The 25821-nt window shown below is 54.1% G+C and carries 31 protein-coding genes and 2 other annotated features; of the genes, 27 read left to right on the top strand and 4 right to left on the bottom strand.

What is annotated here, in order from left to right:
* Window positions 1-168: 168 nt before the first annotated feature.
* The gene (locus HMPREF0494_RS03015) at window positions 169-303 is read left to right on the top strand and encodes a hypothetical protein (RefSeq protein ID WP_007123457.1); all 135 of its coding nucleotides are present in this window, start codon (window positions 169-171) and stop codon (window positions 301-303) included.
* Window positions 304-370: 67 nt separating this feature from the next.
* Here HMPREF0494_RS03015 and HMPREF0494_RS03010 read toward each other — a convergent pair whose 3' ends face one another.
* Window positions 371-1039, bottom strand: a complete 669-nt coding sequence (locus HMPREF0494_RS03010; RefSeq protein WP_007123456.1) for a YoaK family protein — start codon at window positions 1037-1039, stop codon at window positions 371-373.
* 122 nt (window positions 1040-1161) lie between these two features.
* Here HMPREF0494_RS03010 and polA point away from each other — a divergent pair, with 122 nt between their 5' ends.
* The 21 genes from polA to HMPREF0494_RS02905 all read left to right on the top strand — a co-directional run bounded on the left by polA (window position 1162) and on the right by HMPREF0494_RS02905 (window position 18318).
* Window positions 1162-3819, top strand: a complete 2658-nt coding sequence (gene polA / locus HMPREF0494_RS03005) for a DNA polymerase I (protein ID WP_007123455.1) — start codon at window positions 1162-1164, stop codon at window positions 3817-3819.
* 12 nt (window positions 3820-3831) lie between these two features.
* Window positions 3832-4665, top strand: a complete 834-nt coding sequence (gene mutM / locus HMPREF0494_RS03000) for a DNA-formamidopyrimidine glycosylase (protein WP_007123454.1) — start codon at window positions 3832-3834, stop codon at window positions 4663-4665.
* Window position 4666: 1 nt separating this feature from the next.
* Window positions 4667-5260 (top strand): dephospho-CoA kinase, encoded by a 594-nt coding sequence (coaE, locus tag HMPREF0494_RS02995; protein ID WP_007123453.1) that lies wholly within the window; start codon window positions 4667-4669, stop codon window positions 5258-5260.
* A gap of 50 nt (window positions 5261-5310) precedes the next feature.
* On the top strand, window positions 5311-5781 hold the full coding sequence (gene nrdR / locus HMPREF0494_RS02990; protein ID WP_040458708.1) for a transcriptional regulator NrdR: 471 nt from the start codon (window positions 5311-5313) through the stop codon (window positions 5779-5781).
* A gap of 11 nt (window positions 5782-5792) precedes the next feature.
* Window positions 5793-7160 carry a DnaD domain protein gene (locus HMPREF0494_RS02985; protein ID WP_040458707.1) on the top strand — a complete coding sequence of 456 codons (1368 nt, stop codon included), beginning with the start codon at window positions 5793-5795 and terminating at the stop codon, window positions 7158-7160.
* Between the two features lie 18 nt (window positions 7161-7178).
* Entirely contained in the window at window positions 7179-8117 is a 939-nt protein-coding gene (gene dnaI, locus HMPREF0494_RS02980) for a primosomal protein DnaI (RefSeq protein ID WP_040458706.1), read from the top strand.
* A 46-nt stretch (window positions 8118-8163) separates the two neighbouring features.
* Window positions 8164-8297: a sequence feature (ribosomal protein L20 leader region), on the top strand.
* 42 nt (window positions 8298-8339) lie between these two features.
* Complete coding sequence (infC, locus tag HMPREF0494_RS02975) at window positions 8340-8852, top strand: translation initiation factor IF-3 (RefSeq protein WP_003715336.1); 513 nt, start codon at window positions 8340-8342, stop codon at window positions 8850-8852.
* Window positions 8853-8878: 26 nt separating this feature from the next.
* Window positions 8879-9076 (top strand): 50S ribosomal protein L35, encoded by a 198-nt coding sequence (gene rpmI, locus HMPREF0494_RS02970; RefSeq protein WP_007123449.1) that lies wholly within the window; start codon window positions 8879-8881, stop codon window positions 9074-9076.
* Window positions 9077-9119: 43 nt separating this feature from the next.
* Entirely contained in the window at window positions 9120-9473 is a 354-nt protein-coding gene (rplT, locus tag HMPREF0494_RS02965; RefSeq protein ID WP_003715331.1) for a 50S ribosomal protein L20, read from the top strand.
* A gap of 135 nt (window positions 9474-9608) precedes the next feature.
* The gene (locus HMPREF0494_RS02960) at window positions 9609-10139 is read left to right on the top strand and encodes a YqeG family HAD IIIA-type phosphatase (protein ID WP_040458705.1); all 531 of its coding nucleotides are present in this window, start codon (window positions 9609-9611) and stop codon (window positions 10137-10139) included.
* Complete coding sequence (yqeH, locus tag HMPREF0494_RS02955; RefSeq protein WP_007123446.1) at window positions 10132-11250, top strand: ribosome biogenesis GTPase YqeH; 1119 nt, start codon at window positions 10132-10134, stop codon at window positions 11248-11250. Before HMPREF0494_RS02960 ends, yqeH begins: the two co-directional genes overlap by 8 nt.
* Before the next feature lie 12 nt (window positions 11251-11262).
* Window positions 11263-11574, top strand: a complete 312-nt coding sequence (gene yhbY / locus HMPREF0494_RS02950; RefSeq protein WP_007123445.1) for a ribosome assembly RNA-binding protein YhbY — start codon at window positions 11263-11265, stop codon at window positions 11572-11574.
* 15 nt (window positions 11575-11589) lie between these two features.
* Window positions 11590-12234 (top strand): nicotinate-nucleotide adenylyltransferase, encoded by a 645-nt coding sequence (locus HMPREF0494_RS02945; RefSeq protein ID WP_007123444.1) that lies wholly within the window; start codon window positions 11590-11592, stop codon window positions 12232-12234.
* Window positions 12227-12841: a bis(5'-nucleosyl)-tetraphosphatase (symmetrical) YqeK gene (gene yqeK / locus HMPREF0494_RS02940; protein WP_007123443.1), complete on the top strand. Its 615-nt coding sequence runs from the start codon at window positions 12227-12229 to the stop codon at window positions 12839-12841. Before HMPREF0494_RS02945 ends, yqeK begins: the two co-directional genes overlap by 8 nt.
* Window positions 12842-13198, top strand: a complete 357-nt coding sequence (gene rsfS / locus HMPREF0494_RS02935) for a ribosome silencing factor (protein WP_007123442.1) — start codon at window positions 12842-12844, stop codon at window positions 13196-13198.
* On the top strand, window positions 13198-13938 hold the full coding sequence (locus HMPREF0494_RS02930; protein WP_007123441.1) for a class I SAM-dependent DNA methyltransferase: 741 nt from the start codon (window positions 13198-13200) through the stop codon (window positions 13936-13938). Before rsfS ends, HMPREF0494_RS02930 begins: the two co-directional genes overlap by 1 nt.
* Window positions 13939-13946: 8 nt before the next feature.
* Window positions 13947-15080, top strand: coding sequence for a nucleotidyltransferase (locus HMPREF0494_RS02925; protein ID WP_040458704.1), 1134 nt, complete (start codon window positions 13947-13949; stop codon window positions 15078-15080).
* A 113-nt stretch (window positions 15081-15193) separates the two neighbouring features.
* Window positions 15194-15748, top strand: a complete 555-nt coding sequence (locus HMPREF0494_RS02920; RefSeq protein WP_007123439.1) for a DUF177 domain-containing protein — start codon at window positions 15194-15196, stop codon at window positions 15746-15748.
* A 52-nt stretch (window positions 15749-15800) separates the two neighbouring features.
* The gene (gene rpmF / locus HMPREF0494_RS02915) at window positions 15801-15980 is read left to right on the top strand and encodes a 50S ribosomal protein L32 (protein ID WP_007123438.1); all 180 of its coding nucleotides are present in this window, start codon (window positions 15801-15803) and stop codon (window positions 15978-15980) included.
* A 166-nt stretch (window positions 15981-16146) separates the two neighbouring features.
* On the top strand, window positions 16147-16833 hold the full coding sequence (locus HMPREF0494_RS02910; RefSeq protein ID WP_007123437.1) for a response regulator transcription factor: 687 nt from the start codon (window positions 16147-16149) through the stop codon (window positions 16831-16833).
* 15 nt (window positions 16834-16848) lie between these two features.
* A complete protein-coding gene (locus tag HMPREF0494_RS02905) occupies window positions 16849-18318 on the top strand; it encodes a sensor histidine kinase (protein ID WP_007123436.1) in 1470 nt (489 codons plus the stop codon).
* Between the two features lie 59 nt (window positions 18319-18377).
* Here the strand turns inward: HMPREF0494_RS02905 and HMPREF0494_RS02900 are convergent, their stop codons facing one another.
* The 3 genes from HMPREF0494_RS02900 to HMPREF0494_RS02890 form a co-directional block, all read right to left on the bottom strand.
* The gene (locus HMPREF0494_RS02900; RefSeq protein WP_007123435.1) at window positions 18378-18788 is read right to left on the bottom strand and encodes a peptide deformylase; all 411 of its coding nucleotides are present in this window, start codon (window positions 18786-18788) and stop codon (window positions 18378-18380) included.
* 60 nt (window positions 18789-18848) lie between these two features.
* Window positions 18849-19793: a membrane protein insertase YidC gene (gene yidC / locus HMPREF0494_RS02895; protein ID WP_007123434.1), complete on the bottom strand. Its 945-nt coding sequence runs from the start codon at window positions 19791-19793 to the stop codon at window positions 18849-18851.
* 91 nt (window positions 19794-19884) lie between these two features.
* Entirely contained in the window at window positions 19885-20160 is a 276-nt protein-coding gene (locus HMPREF0494_RS02890; protein ID WP_007123433.1) for an acylphosphatase, read from the bottom strand.
* Between the two features lie 105 nt (window positions 20161-20265).
* Here HMPREF0494_RS02890 and HMPREF0494_RS02885 point away from each other — a divergent pair, with 105 nt between their 5' ends.
* From HMPREF0494_RS02885 to pheT, 5 genes are all read left to right on the top strand, one after another.
* A complete protein-coding gene (locus HMPREF0494_RS02885) occupies window positions 20266-21039 on the top strand; it encodes a TrmH family RNA methyltransferase (RefSeq protein WP_007123431.1) in 774 nt (257 codons plus the stop codon).
* A 70-nt stretch (window positions 21040-21109) separates the two neighbouring features.
* Entirely contained in the window at window positions 21110-21616 is a 507-nt protein-coding gene (locus HMPREF0494_RS02880; protein WP_007123430.1) for an HD domain-containing protein, read from the top strand.
* 14 nt (window positions 21617-21630) lie between these two features.
* A complete protein-coding gene (locus HMPREF0494_RS02875; RefSeq protein WP_007123429.1) occupies window positions 21631-21969 on the top strand; it encodes a winged helix-turn-helix transcriptional regulator in 339 nt (112 codons plus the stop codon).
* 44 nt (window positions 21970-22013) lie between these two features.
* Window positions 22014-22221: a binding site (T-box leader), on the top strand.
* 38 nt (window positions 22222-22259) lie between these two features.
* Complete coding sequence (gene pheS / locus HMPREF0494_RS02870) at window positions 22260-23306, top strand: phenylalanine--tRNA ligase subunit alpha (protein WP_040458703.1); 1047 nt, start codon at window positions 22260-22262, stop codon at window positions 23304-23306.
* A gap of 5 nt (window positions 23307-23311) precedes the next feature.
* The gene (gene pheT, locus HMPREF0494_RS02865; protein WP_007123427.1) at window positions 23312-25729 is read left to right on the top strand and encodes a phenylalanine--tRNA ligase subunit beta; all 2418 of its coding nucleotides are present in this window, start codon (window positions 23312-23314) and stop codon (window positions 25727-25729) included.
* The last annotated feature ends 92 nt before the right edge of the window (window positions 25730-25821 follow it).

Below are 25821 nucleotides of genomic sequence, written 5' to 3'. Positions count from 1 at the left end.
TCACTTTAGTTCTGACTATTTTAAAGATATCACGTGCCCCAACCCAGGGACTTAGAGTCTAGCTACGGACAATCACCGGCCCGTGCCGTGCCAATGATTGTCCTAGGCTAGCCTTACAGTCCCTAACCGTGGGTTGTGTCACAGCTCCTTTTGTTTGGAGGCAATTAAATGAGTAAGTATGATGCGCTCTGGTCGTTTATGAGCCAGCGGGACGGGGACGAGCTTTGCCTCTCGTTTGCCAAAATTGAACAAGTTGCAGGGGGCCGTTGGACCATTCTTTTTTGCGGTATAAAAAGGAATTAACGGATTACGGTTGGCAGGTTGAAAAGATTTCCCTGAAAAAGAAGACCGTTAAATTTAAGCGGTTATGCTAGGGGGTTGCCCGCCGTTTTTGGAAGTAGTAGATAACGTCGGTGGCCAAGATGACCAGGACGGCGACCCAGATGGTTTTCATCCTTAAAAAGGGCTGGATGACGGCGGAACTGATCGCGCCGACGGTGAAGGCAACGACGATCAGGAAGTAGTCAAAGCCGATAATCAGGTCAGCGCGGTGATGGTGGTAGCCGTACTCGGTCCAGGCAACGACAAACTTTTTAATGTTCCCGGTCGTAAAGACGCTGCTGTAACCGAGCCCCTCGATTTTACTAAAAGCGGTGTTTAATAAAGCGAGCCCAAAGGAAACCAGGCCAACCGATAGGTAAGTCGGAAAGTCTTCGGGCATTGCGCCGATGAACGTGCCAATTAACAAAATCGGGATCAGGCAGAAAGTCCGCCAGTATTTGAGCCGGGCCTCAAAGCTGATGGCGACCACGATGCCGATGATGTAAAGCAGGATGGCGCCGCAACGGTCCACGATCCCGATGACGTTGTGGTTAACGAGGGCGGCACTGAGGAAGACGATGTTCCCGGTTTGGGCGGCAGCGAGGGTGTGTCCGCACTGGATGTAGGTGAAGGCATCCAAAAAGCCCCCGCAAAAGGTGAGGAGGACGGCAAAGAGCCGGGCCTCCTCGACGTGGTGATTGTTAAGCAGCTTATCCAAATTAATCCCTTCTCGTAAATTAGTCTATCTTGATTATATTATATTAAACGTGAGACAGGGAATTAACGGTCATCACTAATCTTTGGTACAATAACACTATCAAACGAAGGGACGGAGAATAAATGGCAAAACAATTATTGCTAATCGATGGAAACAGCATTGTCTTTCGGGCATTTTTTGCGATGCACAACCAAATTGACAAATTTACCAATAAGGATGGCCTGCACACGGCAGCTATTTACGGCTTTAAGCTGATGCTGGATCACGTCTTGGATCAGTTTCACCCGGACGCTGCTCTGGTGGCCTTCGATGCCGGGAAGGTCACTTTTCGGACGAAAATGTACGATGACTACAAGGGCGGTCGAAACAAGACTCCGGACGAGCTGACGGAGCAGTTTCCCTACGTCCGCGAACTGGTGGAAGCGTGCGGCCTCCACAGTTATGAATTAAAGAATTACGAGGCCGACGACATTATCGGGACCCTGGCGAAGGAGGGGGACGAAGCCGGCTACGAAACCCTGATCGTTACTGGTGACCGCGACCTAACCCAGCTGGCCAGTGACCACACCACGGTCGCCGTTACCCATAAGGGGGTCACCGATACCGAACACTACACTCCGGCCCACGTGGAAGAAAAACTCGGTATTACGCCGCGGCAGATCATCGACATGAAGGCACTGATGGGTGACAGCTCGGATAATTACCCGGGGGTCACTAAGATTGGTGAAAAGACGGCCATCAAGCTAGTCAAGCAGTTTGGCTCCGTCGAAAACCTCTACGATCACATCGACGAGCTTAAAAAGAGCAAGATGAAGGAACACCTGGTTGAAGATGAAGCAATCGCACGGGAGTGTAAGACCCTGGCGACCATCCTGCAGGACGCGCCGCTAGAAATTGGCTTAGACGACATCACCTACCGGGGCGAACAGACGGAAGAGCTGGTGGCGTTTTACCAGCAGATGGGCTTTAAGTCCTTCCTGGCGAAGATGGACCTGGCACCCGAAGAGAAAGCCGACAAGAGTGCGCCGGTGGAGTACACGGAACTCACTGCCGACAACCTGGCGGCGGTCGACCAGCTTGAAGGTGAACTGAATTTCTACCTGGAAATGCCGGACGCCAACTACCACACCTCACCCTTTGCCGGCTTTGTGATTGGCGATGGCAAGACTTGGCTGGTCAGCCGTGACGCAGAACTCTTAAAGCAGGACCCACTCAAGAAGCTGTTGGAGTCACCGGCGGTAGCAAAGAACGTCTTCAACGCCAAGGCCCAGATTGTCGGCTTGCACCGGCTGGGGATCGACTTGCGGAACGTCGACTTTGACCTGCTCTTGGCCTCCTACCTGCTGAACACAAACGACAATAGCAACGACCTCGGTCAGGTCGCCCTGGAGCACGATTACCATGAGGTTGCCACCGACGAAGAGGTTTACGGCAAGGGCGCCAAGCGGGCCATCCCTGCTGACGACCAGGTCTTCTACACCCACCTGGCGCAAAAGGCGCGGGCGATCGATGACCTGCGGGCCCCGCTATTCAAAAAACTTGATGATAACCAGCAGACCCCGCTCTACACGGACATCGAAGTACCCCTGACCCGGGTCCTAGCGGCGATGGAGATCACCGGGATTAAGGTCAACGCTCAGACCCTGAAAGACATGGGCAGCAAGCTGACAGAACGCCTGGCCGACATCGAAAGCCAGATCTACGCGGCTGCCGGCGAAGAGTTTAACATCAATTCCACCAAGCAGCTCGGTCACATCCTCTTTGAAAAGCTGAAGCTGCCGGTCATCAAGAAGACCAAGACTGGTTACTCGACCGCGGTGGACGTGTTGGAGAAGCTGGCTGATCAGGCGCCGATCGTGGAGGACATCCTCCAGTACCGCCAAATTGCCAAGCTCCAGTCGACCTACATCACCGGCCTGCTGAAGGTGATTCATTCCAGTGACCAGAAGATTCACACTCGCTACTTGCAAACCCTGACCCAGACGGGCCGGCTGTCCTCCGTGGACCCTAACCTGCAAAATATCCCGGTTCGCCTGCCGGAAGGCCGCCTGATCCGGAAGGCCTTTGTGCCGAGCCATGCGGGCTGGCAAATTTTCTCATCTGACTATTCCCAGGTGGAACTGCGGGTACTGGCCCACATCACCGGTGATAAGAACCTCCAGGAGGACTTTAAGAATGGCGAAGATATTCACGCCAGCACGGCCCGGCGGATTTTCCACCTGCCGGCTGACGCGGAAATCGACCGCAATATGCGGCGGCGGGCCAAGGCGGTTAACTTCGGGATCGTTTACGGGATCAGCGACTATGGTTTAGCTCAGCGCATCCACGTTAGCCGTGCTCAGGCCCACGAGTTTATCCAGAATTACTTTAAGGAGTTCCCGGGGGTAAAGAAGTACATCGACGACACGATCGCCTTTGCCCGCGAGCACGGCTATGTTGAAACGATTACCCACCGCCGCCGCTACCTGCCGGATATCCATGCTAAGAGTTTCAGCCGACGGTCCTTTGCCGAGCGGACGGCGATGAACACCCCCATCCAGGGGAGCGCGGCGGATATCATTAAGATTGCAATGATTAGGATGAAGGAAGAAATCAAGCAGCGCCAGCTTCAGGCCCGGATGCTCCTGCAGATCCATGACGAACTGGTCTTTGAAGCACCGGCCGAAGAAATTCCGGTACTGCAGAAGCTGGTACCCCAGGTCATGGACTCCGCGGTTCAGCTAAACGTGCCGCTGAAAGTCGAGAGCAAGGTTGGCGATACTTGGTACGATTTAAAATAGGAGCGGTTGAAAATGCCAGAATTACCTGAAGTTGAAACGGTCCGGCGGGGACTCTTAAAGATCGCCAAGGACCGGAAAATCAACGCCATTGACGTTTACTACGGCAAGACGATTACCAATGACGTGGAAAAATTTCGCCAGGCCCTGATTGGGCAGACGATTGAAGATGTTGACCGGCGGGGGAAGTACCTGCTCTTCCGCTTTAGCAATAATTTGACGATGGTGTCCCACCTGCGGATGGAAGGAAAATACTATAACCAGCCGATTGGGGGACCGATTGACAAGCACACCCACGTCGTCTTTCAGTTTACGGACGGTAGCGAGTTGTGCTACCACGATACCCGTAAGTTTGGCCGGATGACCCTGGTTAAGACCGGGGATGAAAAGACGGTCGGCGGCTTGAAGACCCTTGGCCCGGAACCGACCGCCGCTGATTTTAAGCTGGACTTTTTCCGTGACGAGCTGCACCGGAGCCGGGGTAAGATCAAGCCATTCCTGCTGAACCAGCAGCACGTGGCTGGGCTGGGCAACATCTATGCCGATGAAGTGCTCTGGATGAGCAAAATCAATCCTGAACAGCCGGCGAATAGCCTAAGCCCTGACCAGGTGCAGGCCCTCCACGACAACATCATTAAGGAGTTGGCAGTGGCCACCAAGTACAAGGGGACGACTGTGCACAGCTTTACCAATGCCTTTGGCGATGCCGGGGGCTTTCAGGAACGCTTGAACGCCTATGGCCGGGGCGGCGAGAAGTGCCCCCGCTGCGGGACCAAGATGGTGAAGATCAAGGTGGCCCAGCGGGGAACGACCTTCTGCCCGCACTGTCAACCGCTGGTGGAGGATTAAGATGACTCAAGTAGTGGGATTGACCGGCGGAATTGCCAGCGGGAAATCGACCGTCAGCAGGCTGCTGAGCCAGGTTGGCTTTCCAGTTGTGGATGCTGATTTGATTGTCCACCGCCTCCAGCAACCCGGCCAACCAGGATTTGAACGGCTTGTCGAGCGCTTTGGCACCACGATTTTAGACCCCAATGGCAGCCTTGACCGTCAGCGGTTGGGCCAGTTAGCCTTCAATGACCAGACCGCCCGGAAGCAATTAAACCAGGTAATGCAGCCCCTGATCCGGGACACCATCATGGCCCAGCTGGCGCAGCTAAAGGACACGGCGGTTCCGGCCATTATTTTGGATGCGCCGCTGCTGTTTGAACAGCACTATGATGAGGACTGTGACCTGATTGTGGTGGTTGCCGTCGATGAGGCCACCCAGTTGACGCGGCTGATGGAGCGGGATGATTTATCTCGTCCGGCAGCCCAAGCCAGAATTGCCGCTCAGCTGCCGTTGGCTGCAAAGCTGGCCCGGGCAGACGTCGTAATTGATAACAACGGTGATTATAACCATCTGCGCCGCCAGGTGGCCCAGCTTGTTAAACGATTAAACTAAGCCCAGGTATGGTACAATAAAGTATTAAGTATTTTAAGGGAGGTAAGCGCATGAAGTGTCCACATTGTCACCAGAATGGTTCACGGGTCGTTGACAGTCGGCCGAGTGAAGATGGCAGCTTTATACGCCGCCGACGGGAGTGTGTACATTGCGGCTTCCGCTTTACCACGTTCGAGCGGTATGAAGAAACCCCGCTGTTAGTTGTGAAGAAGGATGGGACCCGGCAGGAGTTCAGCCGCCAGAAGATTCTCAATGGGATTGTCCGCTCTGCCGAAAAACGGCCGGTCAGCATGGAACGGTTGACCAAGCTGACTGATAAAGTAGAAAAGAAGGTGCGGAGCCTCGGCGAAAACGAAATTTCCAGCCAGCTGATCGGCAAGTACGTGATGAACGAATTAAAGGACGTCGACGAGGTGGCCTACATTCGTTTCGCCAGCGTGTACCGCCAGTTTAAGGACGTTGACGCCTTTATGAGTGAACTGGAAACCATGGTCAAAACGGAGCATAAAGGCAATGATTAGGGGGGATGAGGATGGCTAAGCAGGAGGAGCAGTTTTCGCCACGAGCAGCCTTCCTCGTAACGGCGGCCAGTGACTTTGTAAACTTTAATGCTACGACCCTGGTCCGCTTTTACCAGCCGGTGATTGGTCCCACCGCCTTTAGCCTCTTTTACGCCCTGCATAGTCAGCTGCTGGAGCGGCCGACCTTGGCCGACCGCCGCCTGCAAGCGGTCCTTCTCCGGCAGCTGAACGCGGGCACAGCGCAAATTGACCACGCCCTCCACCGCCTGGAAGCGGTCGGCTTGGTCAGGACCTTTGCCGGCAGCGATGATCAGGGTGACTTTTACGTCTACCAGCTCCAGCCGACCCTGGCCCCCACTGCCTTTATTGAGGACGACCTCTTGAGTGTCCTGCTCTTGGAGGCGGTCGGCAGCGCGGCCTTTACCCAGCTGACGGAGTGGGCCCGGCGCTATGAGCTGGCCTCCCAGCCCGAGCTGAGCGAGGTCAGCCACCGCTTCCTGGATGAATTCCACGTTGCTGCGGAGTCGATCATCACGGCGCCAACGCCCATCAAAGAAGCCCGACAGCAGGTCAGGGTAGAGAAAGCCCAGCAACCCTTGGCGGCGAGTGACTTTGACTGGCCGACCCTTTTTCAGTTGTTAACTAACCAGCCGCTGGTCAAAAAGGACCTGGAAGCCCACCGGCAGTTAATTGAGGTTGAGCACCAGCTTTACGGAATTGACGTGCTGACGATGAAAGAATTGATCCTTAAGGCGGTTAACCTGGCTGATAACCACTTTGATACGGCGAAGTTTAAGCGGGTAGTTGCCGCTGCTTATCGGCAAACGGGGAGCTCAGCCGGTTCACAACCGGGGGACCAGCAGGCAGCTTCCCCGGCTGACCAGCGGCTGACGGCTAAGGACCAGCAGCTGCTAAAGAGTGTGACGAAGTATGCCCCGGTAGACTTCCTCCAGGGACTTAAAGAACAGACGGGGGGCTTTGTGACCGCTAGCGAGCGGCACATCCTGACCCACCTGCTAGCGGACGTCAAACTCAGTCCAGCGGTCATCAATGTTCTCTCCTGGTACGTGATTGCCGAACTGGATAATGACCTTTTGAAGGCGAACTTTGTCGACGCAATTGCCAATAGCTGGGTCAAAGCCGGGGTGCACGACGGCGCCAGCGCCTTGCTCCAGCTTAAGAAATTCAACCAGCAGCGGGCGGCTGGCCAGACGAAGGGCCGCACTAATAAGCAGCGGAAAAATTACCGGGGGCGGCCGCAGATTGAGGAACAGATGCCGGAATGGACCAAGTTGTCAAAACGGGAGATTAATAAAAAAGCAACTCCTGGAAAGGCTGCAAGAATCAGAGAAAAGATTGCTAACAGAAATAAAAAATAAGTGGTGGGGGTGAACCTAATGAAGTCGTTAAAACAAACACTCCAAGGGCTAATGAAAAGTCAAAACGTGACTGCCAGTGTCGGCCAGTTGATGGAGCGAGTACTAGCCGATCCGGATGTCCGGGCCTTTTTGCAGGACAATCAGGGACGGATTTCCCGGGAGATGGTCCAGAGCGGGCAATCCAAGCTGTATGAGTTCTACCATGAAAAGCAGCTGGCGAAGAAGGGGGAAACCACGGTGGCCCCAGGCTATTCGCCCCAGCTAATACTAAATTCCGGACAAATCGATGTTACCTATGTGCCCACCCAGCAACTGCTGGAAAAGGAACGGCAGCGGCACATCCAGCGGCTCGTTCGCTCGATTAACATGCCAAAATTCATACAAAATGCCAATTTTGATAATCTATATACTGACGATAGTCAAAACGATTTACGACTTAATGCTATCGATGCTGCTTATCAATTTACTGAGGACTATTCCGCGGACCATTTTCTTCCAGGACTCTACCTCTATGGCAGCTTCGGGGTTGGTAAGACCTACCTCCTCGGTGCAATTGCCAATGAACTGGCGAAGCAAAAGGGGGTAGCCACGACGATGCTCCACTTCCCAAGCTTTGCTGTGGAAATGCGGAACTCAATTAAGAAGAACAACACCAGTGAGAAGCTGGAGGCGGTCAAGAAGGCGCCGGTTCTGATGCTGGACGACATCGGTGCCGACGCGATGAGCAAGTGGGTTCGCGACGACGTCCTGGGGATTATCCTGGAGTACCGGATGCAGGAAGAGCTGCCGACCTTCTTTAGTTCCAACTTCTCGATGGCTGAGCTGGAAAAGAACCACCTGGCGATTGATACCCAGGGGGACCATGAACCCTTGAAGGCCCAGCGAATCATGGAGCGGGTCAAGTTCCTGTCCCGGGAATTACCGATGGTGGGAGAAAATTTGCGTTCCAAGGGTTAATGTCCTTGACAAGGCCTTTAAGATTCGTTATTCTATTAATCGTTGAAAGAAAAAGCAGAAGCACCCGCTTCTCGCCTTGGTGATTAGGATTGCCGGGCTGACGAGATGAAATTGAGCAGACGAGGAAAGTCTGTTCCTATTGAGCGGGGTGCGGTCAGCACTCCGCTTTTTTGCTTGATCTTTCGCTAATAAAATTGGAGGTGCGTTGCCATAGCACAAGATATGATTGTCAATAACGGTATTCGTGCACGCGAAGTGCGGCTGATTGGCCAGGATGGCGAACAATTAGGGATCAAGTCAAAGCGTGAAGCGCTGCAATTGGCAGAAGATGCCAACCTTGATTTGGTGCTGGTTGCACCCAAGGCCCGTCCAGCTGTTGCCCGCATCATGGATTACGGTAAGTACCGTTTTGAGATGCAAAAGAAAGAGCGGGAAGCTCGGAAGAAACAAAAGACGGTCACGGTCAAGGAAATTCGCCTGAGCCCATCCATTGACACGAACGACTTCAACGTTAAGCTGAAGCGGGTTCGCAAGTTCATCGAAAAGGGCGACAAGGTCCGGGTTTCACTCCGTTTCCGGGGTCGTGCCATCACGCACAAGGATATCGGTCGTGACATGATTGAACGGATGGCTGAAGAAACTTCAGACATCGCTACTGTTGTCCAACGGCCAAAGATGGAGGGGCGGAGCATTTTCTTAACGCTGGCCCCAGCTGCTGATAAAGCAAAGAAATAGTATTTTAGGAAAGTAGGGAATATCTGATGCCAAAGATGAAGACTAACCGCGCTGCTGCTAAGCGTTTCAAGCGTACTGCTAATGGTGGATTTAAGAGTGCTAACTCATTCACGAGTCACCGTTTCCACGGCAAGACTAAGAAGCAACGTCGTCAATTACGTGGCTTGAGCATGATGGACAAGTCCAACGTAAAGCGTTACAAGAAGTTATTACCATTTAAGTAAACTTCATTCGAATAATCATTAAAATACGTAGGAGGATTTCAACATGCGAGTTAAAGGTGGAACTGTTACGCGTGCTCGTCGGAAGCGCGTTATGAAGTTAGCAAAGGGTTACCGTGGTGCAAAGTCTCGTTTATTCAAGACTGCTAAGGACCAAGTAATGAAGAGTTACGTTTACGCTTTCCGTGATCGGAAGGTCAACAAGCGTAAGTTCCGTGAACTCTGGATTGCCCGGATCAACGCTGCTGCCCGGATGAACAACATCAGTTACAGCAAGCTGATGCACGGATTGAAGCTGGCTAACATCGACATCAACCGGAAGATGCTGGCTGACTTGGCGGTTAACGATCCAAAGGCCTTTGCTGCGATCGCTGACCAAGCTAAGCAAGCATTAAACTAAGTTAAATCAAGAAGTCATCCATCTTTCTGTGGTGGGTGCTTTTTTTTATCCCGCCCCTGGTGGGGATTGATTGAAACCCGATTTTATAATCGCTATAATTGATTTAATTATGACAAAAGTTTATGAGGTGTGATATTGCTAGATAAATTTAAACCTACCTGGATGGTCAACAGTATTTACGCGGTTGCTCCTGACCAGCTCAAGGAGCGGGGAATTCGGGCGGTATTTAGCGACCTGGATAACACGCTGATTGCGTGGAATAACCCTGATGGTACGCCAGAGCTGCGGGAGTGGATGACCAGGCTGCGGGAAGCGGGGATCCCGTTGATTGTGATTTCAAACAACAGCAAGGACCGGGTCGCCAAGGCTACGGCCAACCTCGACCTGCCCTTTGTTTCCCGTTCACTAAAGCCGTTGAGCTTTGGCATCAACCGGGCCCGGGCTAAGCTCGGTCTGAAAAAAAGTGAAGTGGTGATGGTCGGGGACCAGTTGATGACCGACATGGTTGCGGCTAATGAAGCCGGGGTGCGGAGCATTTTGGTCAAACCGCTCCTGGATACGGACAAGTGGGATACCCGAATCAACCGTTTCTTTGAACGAATTGTGTGGCGGAAATTAAGGAAAAAGAATCCACAATTACAATGGCGGGAGGATTTGAATGACTGAGCAAAATGACGAATTACGTTGCATTGGCTGTGGTGCGGTGATCCAGTCGACGGATTCCACGGCGCTCGGCTATACGCCAGCCTCAGCGGTCAAAAAGGGGCTGGAAAACAATGAATTATACTGTCAGCGGTGCTTCCGCCTGCGGCACTATAACGAAATTGCCCCGGTATCGCTGACTGACGATGACTTCTTGCGGCTGCTCGGCCAGATCCGGGACGCGAACGCCCTGATCGTCTACGTGGTCGACATCTTTGACTTTAACGGCAGCCTGATTCCGGGCCTCCACCGCTTTGTCGGTGACAACCCGGTTTTGCTGGTGGGCAATAAGGAAGACCTCCTGCCCCGTTCCCTGCGCCGCCCGAAGCTCTGCGACTGGATCCGCCAGCAGGCCAACCAGGCTGGTATCCGGCCGGTCGACACGGTGCTGGTTTCCGCTAAGAAGAACCATGAGATTGACGAGCTGCTGGCGACGATTGAAAAGTACCGTCACGACCGGGACGTCTACGTAGTGGGGGTAACCAACGTGGGCAAGTCAACCCTGATCAACCAGATTATCAAACAGCGGACCGGGGTGCAAGACCTGATTACAACGTCCCGCTTCCCGGGGACAACGCTGGATGAGATTGAGATTCCCCTTGACGATGGCCACCGGCTGGTCGACACGCCGGGAATCATCCACCCCCATCAGATGGCCCACGTGCTTTCCGCCAAGGACCTCAAGATTGTGGCCCCGCAAAAGGAAATTAAGCCCCGGACCTACCAGCTGGACCCTGGCCAGACCGTCTTTATCGGTGGGGTTGCCCGCTTTGACTTTGAAAAGGGGCCCCATTCAGGCTTTGTTACCTACTTTGACAATAACCTGACGCTGCACCGGACCAAGCTGGTGAATGCCGACCGGTTCTACGAAAAACACCGGGGCGGGCTATTGACCCCGCCAACCGCGGATGAGTTGGCCGCCTTCCCGCCACTGGTTCGGGAAGAATTTCGCGTAACTGAAAAAAGCGACATTGTCTTTGAGGGACTGGGCTGGGTTACCGTTCCGGCTGACGTAACGGTCGCGGCCTGGGTTCCCAAGGGTGTCGCGGCATTAGTGCGAAAAGCAATGATTTAATGAGGTGAACATATGCAATTACGAGGCAAGCAAAAACGCTTTTTACGGGCCCAGGCCAACCACTTACAGCCACTGTTCGCGGTCGGCAAGGAAGGACTCACCGATAACTGGCTGGCTCAGTTAGATGGTGCCCTAGACCGGCGCGAATTAATCAAGGTTAACATTTTGCAGAACGCGGACGTGACCACTGATGAGGTCAAGGCCTTTATCGAAGACCGGACTGATATTCAAGTAGTCCAGACGATCGGCCGGGTGCTGGTGCTTTTTAAGGTTTCCGCAAAGCAGGAGCTGCGCCAGCTGTCGGACCGGGTCGCCCAGATTTAACGAGGCGGTTGAACTATGCAGGGGAGTCAAGTTTATTCTAAAACCCGCCCAGCCGTAGAGTATCAACCGCAGTCTGAATCTCAGCACCAGCGAATTGGAATCTATGGCGGGACGTTCAACCCGGTTCACAACGCCCACTTGCTGGTGGCAGACCAGGTCGGTCACGCCTTGTGCCTCAACAAGGTCCTGCTGATGCCAGACGCAATTCCACCGCACGTTGACCCAAAGTCCGCCATTAGCGCTGACCTGCGTCGGCAAATGCTGGAATTAGCAATCGCGGGCAACCCCTTGCTGGGGATTGAGGACCTGGAGCTGCAGCGTGGCGGGGTCAGTTACACCTACGATACGATGAAGACCCTGATCGACCGTCATCCCGACACCGACTACTACTTCATCATCGGTGGGGACATGGTTGACTACCTAGACAAGTGGTACCGGATTCAGGACCTGGTCAAGCTGCCCCGTTTTCATTTTGTGGGGGTTCGCCGGCCGCACGCGCAGAACGAAACAAAGTACCCGGTCGTCTGGGTCGATATTCCCGAAGTTGACATTAGTTCGAGTGACATCCGGACCCGGATTCGGCAGGGCCAGTCGGTTAACTACCTGCTACCGCGGTCGGTAGCCGCCTTTATCAAGGAGCATCACTTATACAATGACTGAAAAATTAACTTATACCCACCATTACATCCCATTAAGCCGGGACCAGCTGGTTGCACGGCTGCGGGCAGCGCTGCGGGACAAGCGTTTTGAGCACGTCCTGCGGGTTGAGCAGACTGCCATTAAGCTGGCCCGGGCCAACGGGGTGGACGTGGAAAAGGCAAGCATCGCGGGTCTCTGTCATGACTATGCCAAGCAGCGGCCCGACCAGGATTTTATTGATGAAATTCACCGCAAGGGTCTCAACCCTGACCTGTTGAACTATGGCAACGCGATTTGGCATGGCGTGGTCGGGGCCGAATTGATTAAAGACGAGCTGGGAATCTGGGATGAGGATATCCTGAACGCCGTTCGCCACCATACGACCGGGGCTGCGGTAATGAGCCCGTTGGAACAGGTGGTCTACATGGCAGACTACATCGAACCGGCCCGTGATTTTCCAGAAGTGGGACGGGCGCGTGAACTGACGGCCGCCAGCCTGGGGGCCGGGGTGGCCTACCAAACGAAGCAGACCCTGGACTACCTGGTACAACGCAATTGTCCGGTCTACCCGACGACTCTGGAAACTTACAACGCCTGGGTACCGGCTTACCGAAAGGAGATTGAATAAATGGATAGCAAGCAAGTATTAGAGATGGTGGTTAAAGCCGCGGATGGCCGCCGGGCGGAAGACATTACCGCCTTAAAAGTCGACGAAATTAGTCCGATGGCCGATTACTTTGTCATCATGACCGGAGGCTCCGACCGCCAGGTGCAGGCGATTGCCAACGCGATCATTGAAAAGGCGCACGAAACCGGCCTTGAGATCGGCAGCGTCGAAGGCAAGAACCATGCCAAGTGGGTGCTGATTGACCTTGGGGACGTAGTTGTTCACGTTTTCCGGGAAGAAACGCGGCAGTTCTATAACCTTGAAAAGCTCTGGTCCCAAGCACCCTTGGTTAACCTGAGCGAGTGGGTAAGCGACTGATGATTTACCAGAGTTTTGCCCAGCTGTACGATGAGTTATTTGATGACCAGCTGTACCAACAATGGCGGGACTACACTCTCAACCGGCTCCCTTCCACTTGCCAGACCGTTTTAGATCTTGCTGGTGGGGCGGGCCGGTTGGCTTGTTTACTCGCAGCAACGGGGCTGAACCTGACCGTGGCGGATTTCTCCCCGGAAATGCTCAGCCTGGCGAGCAGGCACGCTGCTGAAGCTGGGGTCGCCCTCCAACTGGTCGAGGCTGATATGCGCGACCTGACCGGTTTTCCCCTTTACGATGCCGTGACCTGTTATGCCGACTCGCTCTGCTACCTCGATGACCTGACGGCCGTCCGGGAGACTTTCCAACAGGTTTATGAGCACCTGAACGCGGGCGGCCGCTTCCTATTCGACGTTATCAGCCCTTACCAGACCGATGTGGTGTACCCGGGCTATATGTATAATTATGAGGATGAAGACCAGCAACGGACGTTTGTCTGGCGGAGTTTTGCCGATGACGATGTTGACCACGGGGTAATTCATGACCTGACGTTTTTTACCCGCCTGCCGGACGGCAACTACCAGCGGGTGGGGGAAACGCATTTTGAGCGGAGCTACCCCCTGGCGGAATTGCAAACGGCCCTGCAAACGGTCGGCTTTAACCGGGTCACAGTCACGGCCGATTTTGGCCGCCAGCTGGTCGTGCCAACAACGACCCGCTGGTTCTTTGAATGTCAAAAGTAGGTGATCAAATGCAAGCAGTCGGAATGGTCGTTGAATTCAACCCCTTTCATAACGGGCACGCATACTATGTCCAACAGGCGCGGGCGCAGACGGGTGCTGACGTGGCCGTCGCAGTAATGAGCGGTAACTTTACCCAGCGCGGCGAGCCGACAATTGTTGATAAGTGGCAGCGAACCCGGGCCGCACTGGCGAACGGGGTGGACCTGGTCGTCGAACTGCCGCTCTTCTTTGCTTGTCAGCCGGCGCACCGGTTTGCGGCGGGGGCCCTGGCGCTGTTAAACCAGCTGCGGGTGGCGGCAGTCGCCTTTGGTGCGGAACACCCCCAGTGGGACTTTGCTGCGCTTGTCCGGACGGCCGCCAAGTTTGACCAGGCGGCCCTCAAACAGTACAACGCGACCTATGCCACCCAGTTTAATGAACAGCTCGCGGCCCAGACCGGGGTTAGCCTGAAAGACCCTAATGATATCCTGGCCTTTGCTTATAATAAGGCGGTTTGGGATCACCACTACGGGATCCGTCTCGTGCCGATCCAGCGGGTGGGGAGTAATTACCACGACCAGGTGATTACCGGGCAGATTGCCAGCGCGAGCGCGATCCGGGAGGCCATTGAACAGCAAACGGCCTTCGCTGAAACAGTGCCGGCAGAAATGCGGCCGGCCCTGCAGCAGCTCGGCAAAGTCCCGGACTGGGATGCTCTCTACCCGCTGCTGCGCAACCAGCTGATCCAGGCGCCGCTTGAAAACCTGCGGCAGACTTACCAGATGGCAGAGGGGCTGGAATACCGCCTCAAGGCCGCTGCCCAGCAGTCCCTGACCTTCGACCAGTTTATTCACGCCATCAAGACGAAGCGGTATACCTATGCTCACCTGATTCGGCTCTGTCTGTACGCCACCCTGCAGCTGACGGAAGCGGAAATGACCTGGCACACTGCGCACCCCTATCTTCATATTTTGGGCTTTAACCAGCGGGGACGTGCCTACCTCCACCAGGTCAAAAAACAGGTGGAATTCCCCTTATTCACCAAGGTCAGCCAGCAGATGCGTGACCACTTGTATTGCCTTGACTACCGGGCTGGAAAACTTTACCAAACTTTTACCCCGGTCGAACAGGATTTGAAACATGCCCCGATTATCTGGCGGTGAAATATGGTAAAATCAAGGGAGTAGCCAGCTGGCCGGACTGTCAAGGAAAAACCATTGACAACTGACCAGGTAGACTAGTATAATTGCACATGTTGCATTAGGAGGTTAGTACGATGAAATGGTCGTTAGCTGAGTTACATCGTTACCAAAATGAACCACTTCATATTCAGAGTACTTTTGACCTGAACGCATCATTGACGAAGTTATTTCCAGACATTATTCTCGGGGTTGCCCCGGTGAAGGTGGACGGATACGTGACTTATAACGATGGGGACGCCACCATTAGCGCCAACGTGAAGACGACGCTGACGGTCCCGTCTAGTCGTTCGTTGACTCCCGTTCAGTTGCCGCTGGACTTTGATTTTTCTGAGACCTATATCGATGATCGCAGCCACTTTTCCCGGTACGAGGACGACGAGGTTGTTTTCCTCCTCCAGGATCGGGAACTGATTGATTTCGATACCGCCTTAGCAGAAAACATTGTCGAGCAGGTACCGTTACGGGTGCTTTCTGCCGATGAAAAGGCTGGCAAGCCGATGCCCACTGGCAAGGGCTGGTCAGTGATCTCTGAAGATGACTACGAGGCCGAAAAGCGGCAGAATCAAAAAGTTGATCCACGCCTTGCGAAGTTGCAAAAACTATTTCCTGATCAGGATGAAAAAAAGTAGCGGGCGGTTAAAAACCATTTGTGGATAATTTTATTTCTAGGAGGTGTCAAACATGGCTGTTCCAGCACGGAAGACTTCAAAAGCGAAGAAGCGGATGCGTCGGGGCCACATTAAGTTGAATATCCCTGGCTTGGCTCCTTGCCCAAACTGTGGTGAACTGCGTAAGTCCCACATGGTATGCCCTAACTGTGGCTACTACGACGGCAAGCAGGTTGTTAACACTAACAACTAATGATTTAAAAACGATTCCTTAGGCGCCGGACCTGGGATCGTTTTTTTTATTTTGTTCAAGTTCTGCGGATTTTGCCGGCGCTCCTACTATGGTTTATTAAAGAATTGTGATAGAATTATTCTGTTAATTTAATGAGAAGACGGATTAAATATAGTAGGTGAAATTAATGAGTCGAATTTTAATTATTGAAGATGAAGAGAACTTAGCTAACTTTGTTAACCTGGAATTGAAGCACGAAGGCTACGATACCGACGTTGAACTTGACGGCCGGGCAGGGCTGGAAGCAGCCTTAAACCAGGACTTTGACGTCATCCTGTTGGACCTGATGCTGCCAGAGCTGAACGGTATCGAGGTGGCCCGCCGGGTTCGGGAGCTAAAGGATACGCCAATTATCATTATGACAGCGCGCGATTCCGTCATTGACCGGGTTTCCGGCTTGGACCACGGCGCTGATGATTACATCGTCAAACCTTTTGCGATTGAAGAGCTGCTGGCCCGGGTCCGGGCCCTGCTGCGGCGGATTAGCATTGAGGATGGCAATAGCAAGGAACACCAGACGACGGTGAACTACAAGGACCTGACGATTGAAAAGGAAAACCGGATTGTTCGCCGGGGCGATGAGGTAATCAACCTTACCAAGCGGGAGTACGAGCTGTTGCTGATCCTGATGGAAAACATCAACGTGGTCATGTCACGAAAGGAGCTCCTCAGCAAGGTCTGGGGCTATGATTCAAAGGTCGAAACCAACGTCGTGGACGTCTACATCCGTTACCTGCGGAATAAGATTGACCGTCCTGGTGAAAAGAGCTACATTCAGACTGTCCGGGGCACCGGTTACGTGATCCGTTCGTGAGGTCCGTGATGAGCTATGGAGAATCAGGCGAAGAGCAAACAATTTATTTCGTTACGGCTAAAATGGGCGTTTGGGACGGCCGTGGGTTCGCTGCTGATCTTTATCGTGGTCACCATGGCGCTATTTATGACTTTTACCCAGAGCCTTTTTCGCCAGGAACGGTCGCTGCTCAACCAGGGGATGACTAACATCAGCCAGCAGCTGGCGAAGAGCGACCGGCCACTGACCAAGCAGGGGATCGTCACCATCATCGACCCCGACCAGGATCATTCCCTGGTCCAGGGAGCAGACTACCAGCGTCCGGTGATTAAGGAGCTGAGTGACCGCCACCTGATCGTCAACGTCTACAACCCCCAGGGGAAAAACCTCCTTTCGACTGGTCGTCCCGACGTTCGCCCGGCGCTAGTCAACGATCGGCAGGTCCGGATCTATAAGGGGGCCCACCACCAGATCCTGGTTGGGCATATGCCGATTTACTCCCAAAAAAGCCGGCAGGTGATTGGCTACCTGCAAGTGGAAAATAACCTTAACACGTATGTCAATAGCTACCGGCAGCTGCGGATCGTCTGTATTCTGGCCCTGTGCCTGGTTGTGTTAGCTAGCGGCCTGCTTGGCTACTTCCTGTCCTTCTTCTTCCTACAGCCGCTTAGCGGAATTCATGATACGGTGAAGGCAATTAGCAAGGACCCGACTAAGGACATCCGGGTTCCCGTTGTCAAGCGCAACGATGAACTCGCCGAGTTGATTGAAACGTTCAATGAGATGCTGGACCGGATGCAGCGGTATATTGACCAGCAGAGCCAGTTCGTCAGTGACGTCAGCCACGAGCTGCGGACTCCGGTTGCCATCATTCAGGGCCACCTGGAAATGCTGCAGCGGTGGGGGAAAGACGACCCGCAGGTGCTGGACGATTCCCTCGCTGCTTCCCTGGTGGAAACCAAGCGGATGAAGAACCTGGTTCAGGAAATGCTGGATTTGAGCCGGGCCGAACAGGTTGAGATCAACTTCCGCGACCAGCGGACGGTGGTAAATGACGTGGTCCACCAGGTCTTCAATAACTTCAAGATGCTCTATCCAGAATTTACGTTCACCCTCGATGATGACGTGGATGAAAAGATTGTCGCTAATATTTACCGTGACCACCTTGAGCAGGTCCTGGTAATTCTCTGCGACAACGCCGTGAAGTATTCAGGGGAGCGCAAGGAGATCCACCTGACGCTCTCCCGGGGGATGAGCACCGTTGAGATCGGGGTACAGGACTTCGGAGAAGGAATCGCGCCGGCGGACGCCCAACGGGTCTTTGACCGCTTCTATCGGGTGGATAAGGCCCGCAGCCGCAAGAAGGGCGGCAATGGACTGGGCCTTTCGATTGCCCAGCGGCTGATTGAGGGTTACCACGGCAGTATTAGTTTGGAAAGCTCCCTTGGTGCGGGCTCCCTTTTTAAGGTGGTCCTGCCGATTATTGAAGATGAAGAAGATAAATAAGAAAAAACGTCCCAAACCGGCGGTAAGAGCTGGTTTGGGACGCTTTTTCGTATAGTAAGCTAGATCAAGATGCCGTTACAGTGGTCAATTTCGTGCTGGACGATTTCAGCGGGGAAGGCGTCCAGGCTCAGCTCCTGCTGGGTCCACTGCTCATTGGTAAAACGGACCGTAATCTTTTGAAAACGGGTCGTGGAGCGCTGCCCAGCGAGGGAAAGACAGCCTTCCTGGGTCTGGTAGGGCCCGCTTTTGGCAATGATCACGGGGTTGAACATAACCACCGGGAATGGGCCGAGGCTGGCGATGATGACCCGTTTCGGTACCCCAATCATGTTGGCAGCCATCCCGACACAGTGGTCGCCGTTGGCCGCGAGGGTGTCTTTCAGGTCCTGGGCAATTGGCAGGTCAGCCCGGCTTGCTAGTTGGCTGACCTGGCTTAAGAGCTGGACGTCCTTATTAATTGCTTTAATCATGGTAAATCCTCCTAAAAGAAAAGGGTTGAGAAAAGATCCCAACCGCTTTTATTTGCTCGTTTATTTGTGGTGGTGCTGCTTGCCCGCGTTGCGTTGGCGGTTGCGCTTAGCCGTTGTCGTTGCCTTGCTGGTTGCCTGCCCCGGCTGCTTGAGCTGGTCAATCGCGTTGGCGGTTGCGCTGCTAGCGGTCTGCGGTGCCTCAGGCATCTTAATCGGGTGGTTCTTGCTTTCTTCTTCGATCCGTTGCCGAATCCGCGGCCGGTAGGCATTAACCATGATGGTCTGCAGGATGGCAAAGAGTCCCCCAATGAAGAAGTAGAGCCCTAGTCCCGCGGAGGAAGTCAAGGAGATAAAGAAGGTCATGAATGGACTCATCCAGATTGCCATCTTCATCTGTTTCTTCTGCTCTTCTGGAACCCCGACCAGGCCGAGGTAACTCTGCGCCGCGTAGGCAATAAAGGAGAGGACCGCCAAGAGGATGCTTGGTTTCCCCAGGGCGATGCCGAAAAACTCGGCATGGTAAAGGTCCGGTGAGTAGCGGATGGCGGCGTAGAGGGCGGCAAAAACCGGCAGCTGGATCAGCAGCGGCAGGCAGCCAATCCCTCCAGTAATACTGATGTTGTTATCCCGGTACAGGGCCATCATCTGTTGACTGACCGCGGCTTGTTCTTCAGGCGTCTGGGCCGCCTTCTGCTTTTCGCTCAGTTCCTTGATTAGCGGTTGGACCTTAGCCATCTTCTCCTGGGTGATGGTCGACTTTTTCATCTGTGAGAACATGACCGGCAGCAGGATGGTGCGGACCACGACCACAATGACGATGATTGCCCAGCCGTAATTGTTGCCGAGGTGGGCGGCCAGCCACTCCATCAGGTGCTGCATTGGCTTGGCCATGTAGTCGTAGACAAAACCATAGGGCTTCCCGCTCTTGGTTGTTCGGACACAGCCGCTGAGGGTCAGCAGCAGGACGGACAGGAGACCGGCAAGTGTTAATTTCTTATATTTCATGCGTTGATAATTACTCCTTACAATTTCTTAATTTGGGTAACAGTACATATCTTAACTTAAAGCGGCGTTAAAAGCCAGCTGGTGGAATGAATTAGCGGCGAATTGTAAAGCGGTCCCCGTAATCCTGCCGGTGACCGCGGTGCTTGACAACCCGACTGACGGTGGCGTAGGGGGTCGGACCGTTGGCAACCTGGGCGATAAAGGCGGTGACCGCTTCCGGGGTCCCCTGGACTTCTAAGTAGACCTGCCCGGTTGCCAGGTTCTTGACAAAACCGCTGACGCCGTACTGCTGGGCGAGCCGATAGCAGCCCCAGCGAAAGCCAACTCCCTGCACCCGGCCGCTGATGGTAAGCTGATAGTTAATCATTATAAAAACTCCTTAACAAAAACTTAGTAACTGCCGCTTGGGTTGCTTGTATTGTACACCATTGTTTCATGGTATAATTAAAAAGTAAGAGAAAGGTAGTTTTTAATGGAAGAATTAACATCTGTTCACAACCAACACGTTAAAAATTGGAAGAAGCTGCAGACCAAGAAATTCCGTCGGCAGCGGGGCGAATACCTACTGGACGGCTGGCACCTGGTTAACGAGGCCGTCAAGGCGGGGATCCTGCTGCGGCAACTGATTGGAACGGCTGACCAGCTGACGGCGCACCGGGAATTAGTTGACCGTGCTGCTGAGGCCTACGTGGTGACCCCGGAGATCATGCAGCACATTACGGAGACGGTCACGCCCCAGGGAATTGCCGCGATCGTTGACCTGCCAGATGCCCACCGGGTACCGGCGAACATCCAGGGGGCCTGGCTCCTGCTGGACCGGGTCCAGGATCCGGGCAATGTTGGTACCATGGTCCGGACGGCTGATGCGGCCGGCTTTGCGGGTGTAGTTGTGGGCAACCGTTCGGCCGACTTGTTTGGCCCGAAAGTGGTTCGCTCCATGCAGGGCAGCCAGTTTCACCTGACCCTGCTTGAAGGCGACCTGCACAAGTGGGTACAAGACTTTAAGCGGATTGGGGCGCCGGTCTACGGGACCCAGCTCAACCCCGCTGCCCAAAACTTCCGCAAGGTCCATCCAGGGCCGACCTTTGCCCTGATTATGGGCAATGAGGGCCAGGGAATGGCGGCGGACCTGCTGGCGGAAACAACGACGAACCTCTATATTCCAATGCGGGGGGATGCAGAATCCTTAAACGTTGCGGTTTCCGCGGGGATTCTGATGTTTCAGCTGAACCAGGAACTAGACTAGGGGCAAATTAATTTAAATCCTGGTCATTATTCAGTATGATATTCTTAAACAAATTAGGAAGGGGTATTCCATGAAAACAAAGAATGAATGGCGTCAAGATCGTGAGTATATGGCAATTGTCGGTGATTTATTGGCCCAACCAGCTGTGCAGAAGTTAGCGGACTATACTCAGCACCATCATTCTAACCGTCTCCAGCACTCGATTGCGGTTTCCTACGACAGTTACCGGATCGCCAAGCGGCTCCACCTGGACTACCGGAGTACGGCCCGGGCCGGCTTGCTGCACGACCTGTTTTACTATGACTGGCGGACGACCAAATTTGACCTGGGTACGCACGCCTTTATCCATCCCCGGGTGGCCTTGCGGAATGCGGAGAAGATTACCCCCTTGAATAAAAAGGAAAAGGATATTATCTTAAAGCATATGTTCGGGGCAACGATGGCCACGCCACGCTACCCGGAGAGCTTGATCGTTTCCTTAGTCGATGATTTTGAAGCGGAGCACGAATTCTTTAGCCCACTGCGGGCCAAGCTGCGGCGCAAGATTAAGAAACGGCGGATGCGGACGATTTGGTAGGGAGGAGTAATACTATGACGGAAATGCTAGCAAAGAAACGGGAAGAGGAAGACTGTAAACTCTGTCCGAAATTCACCCAAACCTTTATGATGCTGGGGAAAAAATGGAATGGACTGATTATTGAGGTCCTCTTGGAACGGCCGACACTGCGGTTTAAAGACATCGCTGGCGCTATTACCAAGTGCAGCGACCGGGTATTGTGCGAACGGCTCAAGGAACTAGAAGACGAGCAGATCGTCGTGCGGAACACCTATCCGGGCTCCAGCCGGGTGGACTACTCGCTGACGGAACGGGGCCGTGAATTGGCGCCGGTAATGGAAGCAGTTCACAAGTGGAGTGACAAGTGGTGTTAATTTAGGCTTGACCTGACTAAGCGGAGTGTTTACAATGTTAACTATTAAAAGCGTTGACGAAAACTAGTAGCTAGTCGGGCCCGTCAGAGAGCCGCCACCTTATTCTGCGAGTGGCGGCCGGTGCCAGCTGGTGAATTTCATTTTCTGAGCTGGTACGTAATGGTATTCCGGCTGATCACCGTTATTGATCAACTAAGTGTACCGGTCCGACGCCGGTAAACTAGGGTGGTACCGCGATGCTTCGTCCCTATTGGGATGGAGCTTTTTTTATTTTCAAAGGAGTTGAAAAGATGGGATTAAAAGATCGACTGACGGAACTTCGCGACGAAGGACTGGCAGAAATTAAAAATTCTCAGGACTTAAAGAAAATCAACGAAATTCGGGTTAAAATGCTGGGCAAGAAGGGTCCGATTACAAGTGTCCTGCGGGGAATGCGGGACCTGAGTGCCGAGGAACGGCCGGTAGTCGGCCAATTTGCCAACAAGGTCCGCGACGAATTGACCACGGCAATTGAGAACCGGCGGGCGGAATTGGAACAGGCTGCGCTGGACGCCAAACTAGCGGCGGAAACGGTGGACGTTACCCTGCCCGGGACGCCAGTTGCCCAAGGCCAGCCGCACGTTATCCAGCAGATTATTGACCAAGTGGTCGACCTCTTCGTTTCGATGGGTTATGAAGTAGCCGTCGGTGATGAAGTTGAGCAGGAGGTTTACAACTTCGAAAAGCTGAACCTGCCGAAGGACCACCCAGCGCGTGATATGCAGGATACCTTCTACGTTACGCCAACCGTTTTGATGCGGACACAAACTTCGCCAATGCAGGCCCGGATGCTGGAAAAGCATGACTTTAGCCAGGGCCCGTTAAAGATGATTTCCCCCGGGAAGGTTTACCGGCGGGATACGGATGACGCGACCCACAGTCACCAGTTCAACCAGATTGAAGGGATGGTTGTCGGCAAGCACATCACCATGGCGGACCTGAAGGGAACCCTGGAAGTGGTTGCCCAGTCGCTCTTCGGTGACAAGCTCAAGGTTCGTTTGCGGCCGAGTTACTTCCCCTTCACCGAACCATCCGTAGAAGCAGATATTACCTGCTTCAATTGCTTGGGCAAGGGCTGCGCGATCTGCAAGCACACCGGCTGGATTGAAGTACTGGGTGCCGGAATGGTTCACCCGAACGTTCTCAAGATGTCGGGCGTGGACCCAGAAGTTTACGGCGGTTTTGCCTTTGGACTAGGCCCAGACCGGTTTGCAATGTTGAAGTACGGGGTCGACGATATCCGGAACTTCTACCAAAATGACGTGCGCTTCCTGAACCAGTTCGACGAGAAAGGATAAGTTAAATGAAAGTATCATACCAATGGCTGAAAGAATACTTAGAGATTGACGTTGAACCCCACGAACTAGCCGAAAAAATTGCCCGGACGTCGGTTGACATTAACGACGTTTACTCCCCGAGCGACGGCCTGAAGAAGATCGTGGTGGGCGACGTTGTGAGCTGTGAACCCCATCCCGACTCCGACCACCTGCACGTCTGCCAAGTCAACGTCGGTGAAGCCGAACCAATTCAAATTGTCTGCGGGGCACCGAACGTCCAGGCCGGGAAGAAAGTGATCGTGGCCCTCCACGGGGCCCGGATCGGCGATAACGTGAAGATTAAGCGGGGCAAGATCCGTGGGCAGCAGTCGAACGGAATGCTGTGCGCCCTGCAAGAGCTGGGTTTTAGCGACAAGGTTGCCCCAAAGGATTACGATGACGGGATTTACTTCCTGCCGGACGATGCTCAGCCGGGGGACTCAGTCTTCCCATACTTGGGAATGGACGACGTGATTATCGATACTGATGTTACGCCGAACCGCGGTGATATGCTGAGTATTTACGGCAACATCAACGACATTGCCGCCTTCTACGGCCTGAAGCCGCACTTTAAGGAGCTCGCGGTCAAAGAAAATGCCGACCAGGCCGCTAGTGACCAGCTGACTGCGGCGGTTGCCGACCAAAAGATTGCACCAACTTACAAGCTGCGGGTAATCAACGGGGTAACGGTGGCGGATAGTCCGCTCTGGTTGCAGATTAAGCTGTGGAACTCCGGCATTCGACCGGTTAATAACGTGGTTGACGTTACGAACTACGTCCTGCTGAAGTATGGCCAGCCCTTACACAGTTATGACTACGACCAGCTGCCGGGCCATGATTTTGGTGTCCGCCATGCCCACGCCGAGGAACAGCTTACCACCCTCGATGGTGATGAGCAGACCTTAAACGAAAATGATATTGTCGTCACGGCCGCTGACCAGCCGGTTGCCCTGGCCGGGACAATGGGCAGTCAGGGGACCGCGGTATCTGCTGATACCAAGACGGTAGCGCTGGAAGCCGCCATCTTTGACCCGATTATGGTGCGGAAGCAAGCCCGGCGCCTGGACCTCCATAGCGAAGCTTCGATGCGGTTTGAACGGGGGATTAACCCGGCAACCGTGGAAACGGCGCTGAATGAAGCCGCCGAACTGATCAGCGAGCTGGCTGGTGGCCAGGTTGCGTCAGGGATTGTTACCGCCAACGAAAAGCCCGCGGAAGACAAGCAGATTACTCTGTCACTGGCGAAAATTAACCACGTTCTCGGCACCAAGCTTAGTCAGGACGAGGTAACCGCTATTTTTGAACGCTTGGCCTTTCCGGTGAAGGTCGTCGACGCTGACCAGCTGACCGTGACCGTTCCCGCCCGGCGCTGGGACATCTTCGTGGTCGCCGACCTATACGAGGAAATTGCCCGGATTTATGGCTATGACAACCTGCCGGCCACGCTGCCCGTAATGACCCGGAACCACGGGGGCCTTTCTCCCCGGCAGAAATTCCTGCGGGCCAGCCGCCACGAGATGGAAGGGATGGGCCTGACCCAGGCGATCAGCTACTCACTGACGACCGAGGACAAGGCTAAGCAGTTCCAGATTAGCCCCCTTGCCGAGCCAATGAAACTGGACTTCCCGATGAGCAGTGACCACGTTGCCACCCGGATGAGCCTCATCAGCGGCCTGCTGATCGACGTGGCCTACAATGTCGCCCGGAACGTAAATAACGTGGCCCTGTATGAGGCCGGACGGGTCTTCCTGCCGAAGGGGGGCGAACGCCCGGAGGAACAGGAACACCTGGCCGGGGCGATTACCGGACAGCTGCTGGCAAACTCCTGGCACACACAGGATCAGCCGGTCGACTTCTTCCAGGTCAAGGGAATCGTGGAACGTTACCTGCATAACCTGGGCCTGGCTGGGACGGTTACCTACCGGGCAACGCAGGACCGGGCGGAAATGCACCCCGGCCGGACGGCGAACATCTATGTTGCTGACCAGCTGGTCGGCTTCGTAGGCCAGGTTCACCCGCAGACGGCCAAGGCCTACAAGGTACCGGCAACCTACGTCTTCGAGCTGAACCTGGAGGCGTTGCTGGCGGCTGATAAGGTAGCCAATGAATACCACCCAATCAGCAAGTACCCGGCAATTACCCGTGATATTGCCCTTCTGGTGGACCGGAACGTCACGAACGCCGACGTGGTTGCGGTCATTGAACAGCAGGGCGGGGCCTTCCTGAAGAAGGTCCACCTCTTTGACGTTTACAGTGGTCTCCACCTGCCGAAGGGAAAGAAGTCCCTGGCCTACACCCTGACTTACCAGGATGACCACGACACCCTGACCGAGGACCAGGTCAATAAGGCCTTCGACAAGGTTACGCGGGCCCTGGAAACTAAACTGGCAGCAGAAATCCGCTAAGCGTGCGGTGGGGAAAGCGCCGCTTGTAACGGTGGCTTCCCGTTTGCGGCCTGTGCGGTGACCGTTTAAGTAATCAAACGACGAAGGAGGTT

Source organism: Limosilactobacillus antri DSM 16041 (assembly GCF_000160835.1).
In the GTDB taxonomy this organism is placed as follows: Bacteria; Bacillota; Bacilli; order Lactobacillales; family Lactobacillaceae; genus Limosilactobacillus; species Limosilactobacillus antri.
Note: the sequence above shows the minus strand (reverse complement) of the source record. Positions and strands in the feature narration are given on the sequence as shown.

Coding starts and splice junctions, on each gene's coding strand:
- HMPREF0494_RS03015 (WP_007123457.1), top strand. CDS start 169: ATGAGTAAGTATGATGCGCTCTGGTCGTTTATGAGCCAGCGGGACGGG.
- polA (WP_007123455.1), top strand. CDS start 1,162: ATGGCAAAACAATTATTGCTAATCGATGGAAACAGCATTGTCTTTCGG.
- mutM (WP_007123454.1), top strand. CDS start 3,832: ATGCCAGAATTACCTGAAGTTGAAACGGTCCGGCGGGGACTCTTAAAG.
- coaE (WP_007123453.1), top strand. CDS start 4,667: ATGACTCAAGTAGTGGGATTGACCGGCGGAATTGCCAGCGGGAAATCG.
- nrdR (WP_040458708.1), top strand. CDS start 5,311: ATGAAGTGTCCACATTGTCACCAGAATGGTTCACGGGTCGTTGACAGT.
- HMPREF0494_RS02985 (WP_040458707.1), top strand. CDS start 5,793: ATGGCTAAGCAGGAGGAGCAGTTTTCGCCACGAGCAGCCTTCCTCGTA.
- dnaI (WP_040458706.1), top strand. CDS start 7,179: ATGAAGTCGTTAAAACAAACACTCCAAGGGCTAATGAAAAGTCAAAAC.
- infC (WP_003715336.1), top strand. CDS start 8,340: ATGATTGTCAATAACGGTATTCGTGCACGCGAAGTGCGGCTGATTGGC.
- rpmI (WP_007123449.1), top strand. CDS start 8,879: ATGCCAAAGATGAAGACTAACCGCGCTGCTGCTAAGCGTTTCAAGCGT.
- rplT (WP_003715331.1), top strand. CDS start 9,120: ATGCGAGTTAAAGGTGGAACTGTTACGCGTGCTCGTCGGAAGCGCGTT.
- yqeH (WP_007123446.1), top strand. CDS start 10,132: ATGACTGAGCAAAATGACGAATTACGTTGCATTGGCTGTGGTGCGGTG.
- yhbY (WP_007123445.1), top strand. CDS start 11,263: ATGCAATTACGAGGCAAGCAAAAACGCTTTTTACGGGCCCAGGCCAAC.
- HMPREF0494_RS02945 (WP_007123444.1), top strand. CDS start 11,590: ATGCAGGGGAGTCAAGTTTATTCTAAAACCCGCCCAGCCGTAGAGTAT.
- yqeK (WP_007123443.1), top strand. CDS start 12,227: ATGACTGAAAAATTAACTTATACCCACCATTACATCCCATTAAGCCGG.
- rsfS (WP_007123442.1), top strand. CDS start 12,842: ATGGATAGCAAGCAAGTATTAGAGATGGTGGTTAAAGCCGCGGATGGC.
- HMPREF0494_RS02930 (WP_007123441.1), top strand. CDS start 13,198: ATGATTTACCAGAGTTTTGCCCAGCTGTACGATGAGTTATTTGATGAC.
- HMPREF0494_RS02925 (WP_040458704.1), top strand. CDS start 13,947: ATGCAAGCAGTCGGAATGGTCGTTGAATTCAACCCCTTTCATAACGGG.
- HMPREF0494_RS02920 (WP_007123439.1), top strand. CDS start 15,194: ATGAAATGGTCGTTAGCTGAGTTACATCGTTACCAAAATGAACCACTT.
- rpmF (WP_007123438.1), top strand. CDS start 15,801: ATGGCTGTTCCAGCACGGAAGACTTCAAAAGCGAAGAAGCGGATGCGT.
- HMPREF0494_RS02910 (WP_007123437.1), top strand. CDS start 16,147: ATGAGTCGAATTTTAATTATTGAAGATGAAGAGAACTTAGCTAACTTT.
- HMPREF0494_RS02905 (WP_007123436.1), top strand. CDS start 16,849: ATGGAGAATCAGGCGAAGAGCAAACAATTTATTTCGTTACGGCTAAAA.
- HMPREF0494_RS02900 (WP_007123435.1), bottom strand. CDS start 18,788: ATGATTAAAGCAATTAATAAGGACGTCCAGCTCTTAAGCCAGGTCAGC.
- yidC (WP_007123434.1), bottom strand. CDS start 19,793: ATGAAATATAAGAAATTAACACTTGCCGGTCTCCTGTCCGTCCTGCTG.
- HMPREF0494_RS02890 (WP_007123433.1), bottom strand. CDS start 20,160: ATGATTAACTATCAGCTTACCATCAGCGGCCGGGTGCAGGGAGTTGGC.
- HMPREF0494_RS02885 (WP_007123431.1), top strand. CDS start 20,266: ATGGAAGAATTAACATCTGTTCACAACCAACACGTTAAAAATTGGAAG.
- HMPREF0494_RS02880 (WP_007123430.1), top strand. CDS start 21,110: ATGAAAACAAAGAATGAATGGCGTCAAGATCGTGAGTATATGGCAATT.
- HMPREF0494_RS02875 (WP_007123429.1), top strand. CDS start 21,631: ATGACGGAAATGCTAGCAAAGAAACGGGAAGAGGAAGACTGTAAACTC.
- pheS (WP_040458703.1), top strand. CDS start 22,260: ATGGGATTAAAAGATCGACTGACGGAACTTCGCGACGAAGGACTGGCA.
- pheT (WP_007123427.1), top strand. CDS start 23,312: ATGAAAGTATCATACCAATGGCTGAAAGAATACTTAGAGATTGACGTT.